Consider the following 6,055-nt stretch of genomic DNA (forward strand, 5'->3'; position numbering starts at 1 on the left):
ACTTTAATTGGAGTTTTATTCTCATTCATTAAAAAAATATTGTTATCTGCCCATACATCTGCGCTATCTTCTGCTGCATAAATAGGTATATCACCAATTATTTTTATTCCATTTTTTATCATTAGTTTAAAAAAGATAAAAATCACCGCTTCTTCGTCAAATACAAAATTTAATATAAAAAGTCTAATTACTGTTTATAAAGATATTCCTCAATTAAAATTTCTTCAAATTGGATATTTATTAAATAACCTTGCAAATGCCCTACCTGCAACTTTATTTTTACTTTTTATAGAATTAGTTATAAAAGAAAAAGATTCAAGTGGTTTAATTTTAATAATGTACTTTTTTTCAGGAATAGTTGCCCTTGTTTTTTGGAATAAATTATCTAATAAAATTGGTAAAAAAAGAGCTTGGTTAAGTTCAATTATATTAGCTTGTACTGCTTTTAGTTTTGTTCCTTTTTTAGGCGAAAATGATTTAAATGCTTTTATTTTAATTAGTTTGATTTCAGGATTATCATTGGGTGCAGATATGGCATTACCTACTGCTATTCAAGGTGATTTAGTACAAAAAAGTAAAAACTTACATACAAATATTTCTGGTTTACTTTTTGGAATTTGGACTATGATTACTAAACTTTCACTTGCTCTTGCTGTTGCTGTTAGTTTTATGATACTTGGTATTTTTGATTTTGATGCTAAAAATGCAAGTGAACTTTCTTTATTTGTTTTAATGCTTTTATATGGAGTTTTACCTGTTTGTTTAAAAATTATTGCGATATTTTTTATAAATAAATATGAAGATATCAAACAATAATATTATTAAGGGACATTTTTAATATACAAAAGTTATCTATATAGTTATAAACTAAGAAAAAAAGGAGTTTGATATGAAGTTATTTTTTATGATTCTTTTTATTAGTACATTTTGTTTTGCTCAAACTCAAAAAGCACCAAAAGCTGTTGAATTTGTAGATGCAAAAAAATTCTCTGGATTATGGTATGAAATTGCAAGAACTTATAATAGTTTTGAAAAAGATTGCGTAGCTGCAAGTGTTGAGTATATTTTAGAAGAAAAATCAGAGTTTGAGGTAACAAATAGATGCTTTCATACAACAATGGAAGGTGAGTTAATCAAATATGAAGGAAGTGCTCAATCTTCAAATAATAAAGATATTAATAATATAAACACAATAAATATTACATATTTTTGGATATTTACAAAAGAATATAGTATCATATATATAGATAAAAATTATTCTACTGCGATTATGGCGGATAAAGATATGCAAAATGTATGGATTATGAATAGAAAACCATTCTTAGAAAAAGAAAAACTGCAAAATGCTGTTTCATTTTTAGATAAGTATATGGATATATCAAAACTAATATATACACCTCAAGATTCACAAGGACGATACAAATGAGTTTAGATAAAAAATACAAAATTGCCGTATTAGGTGCTGGAATTAGTGGTCTTAGTGCTGCATATTTATTAAGTAAAAAACATAATGTTGATCTTTATGAAAAAGATAATCGTTTAGGTGGTCATGCAAGAACAACACAAGTTACTGAAAATAATAAAACATTTGGTGTTGATACAGGTTTTTTAGTTTTTAATCATGAAACATATCCATTACTTACAAAACTATTTAGACAATTAGATGTAAAAATAGAAAATAGTGATATGAGTTTTGCATTTTGGGATCAAAAAAACAATATAGCTTATAATGGAGAATCATTAAAGGGAATGTATTTTCAAAAGAAAAATATATTTTCATATTCACATAATAAAATGATCTTTGATATTTTAAAGTTTAATAAAAAAGCTAATAGTGATATAGAAACAAATAGTTCTGATTTAGACTTAACTTTAGGAGAGTATTTAAAAGATTACTCATCATACTTTAAAAATAGATATATTATTCCAATGGGTTCATCAATTTGGTCAACTCCAAGTGATAAAATGAACAACTTTCCAGCAAGAACTTTTTTACAGTTTTTTAAAAATCATGGTTTATTAGGTGTAGATACACAACATCAATGGCTTACAGTTAGTAATGGCTCTATTAATTATGTAAATAAAATATCAAAAAAAATATCAGGTAAAATCATCAAAAATAGTGATGTTATATCTGTAAAAAGAGAAGATGAAAAAGTAATTTTGGTACATGAAGATAATAGTGAATCTATTTATGACAAAGTAATTTTTGCTATGCATGCTCCTGATGCTTTAAAACTATTAGATGAACCAAGTGTTGATGAACTTAGAGTATTAGGTGCATTTGAATATAAACAAAACAATGCAGTATTGCATAATGATACAAAAGTTTTATATCCAAACAAAAATGTATACGCAGCATGGAATTATAAAACAAATGGCAAAGAAGAAAATGTAACTTTGTCATATTGGATAAATAGATTACAAAATTTAAACACAAAAAAAGAGTATTTTGTATCACTTAATGAAACACAAAATGTAGATGAAGTAATAGAAAAAATATCTTATGAACATCCACAATTTGATGCAAAAGCAATTGAAGCACAAAAGAAAAGAGAATTAATAGATGGGCAAAACAATACATATTTTGCAGGTGCTTATTGGAGATATGGATTTCATGAAGATGGTTTATATAGTGCAAATACTATTGCAAAAAAGTTTGGATGTGAGTTATGAATCATCAATTTTTAGAAGGTATTATTTATCATAAAAGAGTACATCCTAAAAAACATGAATTTACATATAAGTTTTTTATGCTTGATATTGAAATAGCATCAATAAATGAGCTAAAAAATAAATATTTTTCTATTAACTGTTTTAACCTATTCTCTTTTAATACAAAAGATCACTTTGGTAAAAGCAAAGATTTTATAAAAAATATAGATGAATTATTAGAAAAAAACAATTTAGAAAAAACATCTAAAATGAGATTTATAACCTTACCTAGTATTTTAGGTTTTGTTTTTAATCCAATAAGTGTATTGATTTTATTTAAAGATGATAAACCAAATCATATGATTGCTGAAGTTCATAATTATAATGGAGGAAGAGTTATTTATTGTGTAAAACTAGAATCAAATGATAATATGCACTATAAAGCTTTTAGTAAAAAAGATATGTATGTGTCTCCCTTTTTTAAAAGAGAAGGAAGTTATGAATTTGATTTAATTTATACAAATGAACAAGTTAGTTTAGGAGTTAAATTATTTGAAGATGATAAAAAAATGCTAAGTTCAACATTTGTAGGAAAAAGAGTTGAATTTAATCAAAAAAATATTGTTCAACTTTTTTTAAGACATACTCTACTTACTGTATGGGTAGTTACTAGAACAATTTGGCAAAGTTTAAAACTTAAACTAAAAGGCTTAAAATGGAATAAACCAACAGCCGAAGATTTAATAAGGAGGGCATGATTATGCAAACTTTTTGGAATAAATTAGGACATAAATATTTATCAAAAATAACACAAGGATCTCTTGAAGTTAAATTTTGTGATGGAAGTGTTAAAACATATGGTAATAAACAAAATCCAAAAGCAAAAGTTGTTTTAAATAATGCAAATTTATTTAAAAGATTAACTTTATACGGAGATATTGGATTTGCTGAAAGTTATATGGATAAAGATTTTGATTGTGATGACTTAACAGCACTAATTAAAATTGCAATAATAAACTCAAACTCTTTAGAAACAAAAAGTGAAGATGAAAAACGATTTAGTCTTTATAACCTTTTTCCAGTAATTAATAAAATAAAACATATTATGAGAAAAAATTCTAAAACAAGATCACAAAAAAATATATCACAACATTATGATTTATCTAATAAATTCTTTGAACTTATGCTTGATGATACAATGATGTACTCTTCTGCTGTATTTAAAGATGCAAATGATTCTTTATATGAAGCACAAAAAAGAAAAATTGATATTCTTGCAAAAAAACTAAATCTAAAAAAAGGTTCTAAAGTTCTTGAAATCGGTTCAGGATGGGGAGCTATGGCTATGCACTTAGTAAAAGAGTATGGTTGTGAAGTAACAACATTAACTCTTTCAAAAGAGCAAAAAAAGCTTTGTGAAGATAGATTTAAAGAGCATAAAATAGAAGAATCAGTAAATATCATGTTAAAAGATTATAGAGATATGCAAGGGAAATTTGATGCAATAATTGCAGTTGAAATGTTTGAAGCAGTTGGACGCGAGTACTTTGATGTCTTCTTTAAAAAATGCGAAGATTTACTAAGTCTAAGTGGTATCCTTGTAATGCAAATAATAACAATGCCTGATCAAAGATATGATTCATACTGTAAAGGAACTGATTTTATTCAAAAATACATTTTCCCTGGAGGGCATCTTCCTAGTATTGGGAAAATTTTAGAAGTTACAAGTAAAAATACAAAATTAAATTTACTACATATGGAGGAATATACAGAACACTATGCTAAAACTTTAAATATTTGGCATGAAAATTTCAATGAAAAACTTGATGATGTAAAAGAGTTAGGTTTTGATGAGTATTTTATTAGAATGTGGAAAATGTACCTATGTTATTGTGAAGCAGGATTCTTAACAAGAAATATAAATCTTGTTCAAGTAGCTTTTACAAGATACCAAAATATGGCATTAAATGAAGGGATAGTAGCATGAAACTCAAAATTCTTTTTATAACACTACTTTTAATTATTTTTACAGGATGTTCAAAAATGCAAATAGATGATTTTAAAAATAAAAAACCAGAATTTATTCCACAAGAGTATTTTAATGGGCCTTTAAGAGCCTATGGAATGGTAAAAGATAGAAGTGGGAAAATTATCAAAACATTTAAAGGTGATTTAGTTGGCTCATGGGATGAAAATGGAGTAGGAACACTAGATGAAAAATTTGTTTATGACAATGGAGAGAAACAAAGAAGAGTTTGGACATTAAAACCAATTGGTGATAATAAATTTGAAGGAACAGCAGGTGATATTGTAGGTGTTGCTCAAATGATAGCAAAAGGTAATACTGTAATGATAGATTATACAATGCGTGTACCTTATAATGATTCAACTATTGATATTAATGTAAAAGATTGGCTTCATCTTCAAGAAGATGGTGTTATTTTAAATCATTCTAAAATGAAAAAGTTTGGTTTTACCGTTGGTGAATTAGTAATTACTATAATAAAAGATTAAAATGATAAAATCACTTTATTAAAATATAGGATTTAATTATGGCAATTTTTGGGAAATTAGAAAATTTAAAACAACAAATAACAGATAAAAACTTTCAAACAGCATTTGATTATTTATCAAATATACAAATTGAGTCTTTTGTTATTAAAGATGGTGAATGTATTAAAGAGATGATAAATGATGAAATGTTTGTTTTAAAACAAGCATATATTACAAAAAATAGAGAAGATTGTTTTTTTGAATCTCATAAAAAATATATTGATATTCAATATATGCTAAAAGGTGAAGAGATTATGGATGTTTGTAATCTTGAGGATTTAGAGATTCTAAAAGATTATGATGAAAAAACAGATTTTATTAAATATAAAGGAAAAGAAGAGAATATCTCAAATTTATTAATAAAAGAGAATGAACTAGCAATATTTTATCCACAAGACGCTCATCAACCTTGTATTAAAACAAATCAAAATAAACTAATATATAAAGCTGTAATAAAAATTCCAGTAAAAATCTTATAAGTTCAAAATACTTCAAGATATAGAATGTAACTTTATTGTATAATTCCAAAGACAAAATAAAGGAAATTATTTGAACGTAGATATTACAAAAATTGCAAATGTAATTTTATATATGTTACACAAAAAAGTGGAACATTTAAATGATAAAAAAGTGGCGATTATGCTTTTTTTAATGGATTATAACCATCAAAAATTCTGTGGAAAAAAGATTTTTAATGAAGAATATATTAAAAGTGCTAGAAATCCTGAGCCTCATTTAATATCAGAACTATTTGATGTTATTGCAAATGAAGAAGATTTAGATGAAGAAGATCCAAGACTTTTCTTAATTCAAGAGTTTTTAGATTATTTAGATATTGAAGTTGTTG

8 protein-coding genes and 1 pseudogene are annotated in these 6,055 nt (G+C 25.4%); 8 read left to right on the plus strand and 1 reads right to left on the minus strand.

Translation table 11 applies throughout. From position 1 onward, the window contains the following. Positions 1 to 122: 4-alpha-glucanotransferase (locus ACERKK_RS10345; protein ID WP_373773010.1), on the minus strand; the 122-nt coding region annotated here is incomplete at its 3' end. Between ACERKK_RS10345 and ACERKK_RS10350 the strand changes: the two genes are divergently transcribed. From ACERKK_RS10350 to ACERKK_RS10385, 8 genes and pseudogenes are all read left to right on the plus strand, one after another. Further along, entirely contained in the window at positions 121 to 816 is a 696-nt protein-coding gene (locus ACERKK_RS10350; RefSeq protein WP_373773011.1) for an MFS transporter, read from the plus strand. The two genes, ACERKK_RS10345 and ACERKK_RS10350, sit on opposite strands and share 2 nt — an antisense overlap. A gap of 73 nt (positions 817 to 889) precedes the next feature. Next, positions 890 to 1,426 (plus strand): lipocalin family protein, encoded by a 537-nt coding sequence (locus ACERKK_RS10355; protein ID WP_373773004.1) that lies wholly within the window; start codon positions 890 to 892, stop codon positions 1,424 to 1,426. Then, positions 1,423 to 2,676, plus strand: a complete 1,254-nt coding sequence (locus ACERKK_RS10360; protein WP_373773005.1) for an NAD(P)/FAD-dependent oxidoreductase — start codon at positions 1,423 to 1,425, stop codon at positions 2,674 to 2,676. Before ACERKK_RS10355 ends, ACERKK_RS10360 begins: the two co-directional genes overlap by 4 nt. After that, a complete protein-coding gene (locus ACERKK_RS10365) occupies positions 2,673 to 3,413 on the plus strand; it encodes a DUF1365 domain-containing protein (RefSeq protein ID WP_373773006.1) in 741 nt (246 codons plus the stop codon). The genes ACERKK_RS10360 and ACERKK_RS10365 overlap by 4 nt, the downstream gene beginning before the upstream one ends. 2 nt (positions 3,414 to 3,415) lie before the next feature. Continuing rightward, positions 3,416 to 4,642: a class I SAM-dependent methyltransferase gene (locus ACERKK_RS10370; RefSeq protein ID WP_373773007.1), complete on the plus strand. Its 1,227-nt coding sequence runs from the start codon at positions 3,416 to 3,418 to the stop codon at positions 4,640 to 4,642. Further along, a complete protein-coding gene (locus tag ACERKK_RS10375; protein WP_373773008.1) occupies positions 4,639 to 5,169 on the plus strand; it encodes a DUF3833 domain-containing protein in 531 nt (176 codons plus the stop codon). Before ACERKK_RS10370 ends, ACERKK_RS10375 begins: the two co-directional genes overlap by 4 nt. Positions 5,170 to 5,207: 38 nt before the next feature. Next, entirely contained in the window at positions 5,208 to 5,687 is a 480-nt protein-coding gene (locus ACERKK_RS10380; protein ID WP_373773009.1) for a YhcH/YjgK/YiaL family protein, read from the plus strand. Between the two features lie 70 nt (positions 5,688 to 5,757). After that, a pseudogene (locus ACERKK_RS10385) lies at positions 5,758 to 6,055 on the plus strand (DUF4065 domain-containing protein); the annotation flags it as partial.

It is taken from the genome of Poseidonibacter sp., assembly GCF_041821165.1.
Lineage (GTDB): Bacteria > Campylobacterota > Campylobacteria > Campylobacterales > Arcobacteraceae > Poseidonibacter.

Bases quoted from the DNA above. Each gene is read 5' to 3' on its own strand.
- ACERKK_RS10355 (WP_373773004.1), top strand. From the start codon at position 890: ATGAAGTTATTTTTTATGATTCTTTTTATTAGTACATTTTGTTTTGCT.
- ACERKK_RS10360 (WP_373773005.1), top strand. From the start codon at position 1,423: ATGAGTTTAGATAAAAAATACAAAATTGCCGTATTAGGTGCTGGAATT.
- ACERKK_RS10365 (WP_373773006.1), top strand. From the start codon at position 2,673: ATGAATCATCAATTTTTAGAAGGTATTATTTATCATAAAAGAGTACAT.
- ACERKK_RS10370 (WP_373773007.1), top strand. From the start codon at position 3,416: ATGCAAACTTTTTGGAATAAATTAGGACATAAATATTTATCAAAAATA.
- ACERKK_RS10375 (WP_373773008.1), top strand. From the start codon at position 4,639: ATGAAACTCAAAATTCTTTTTATAACACTACTTTTAATTATTTTTACA.
- ACERKK_RS10380 (WP_373773009.1), top strand. From the start codon at position 5,208: ATGGCAATTTTTGGGAAATTAGAAAATTTAAAACAACAAATAACAGAT.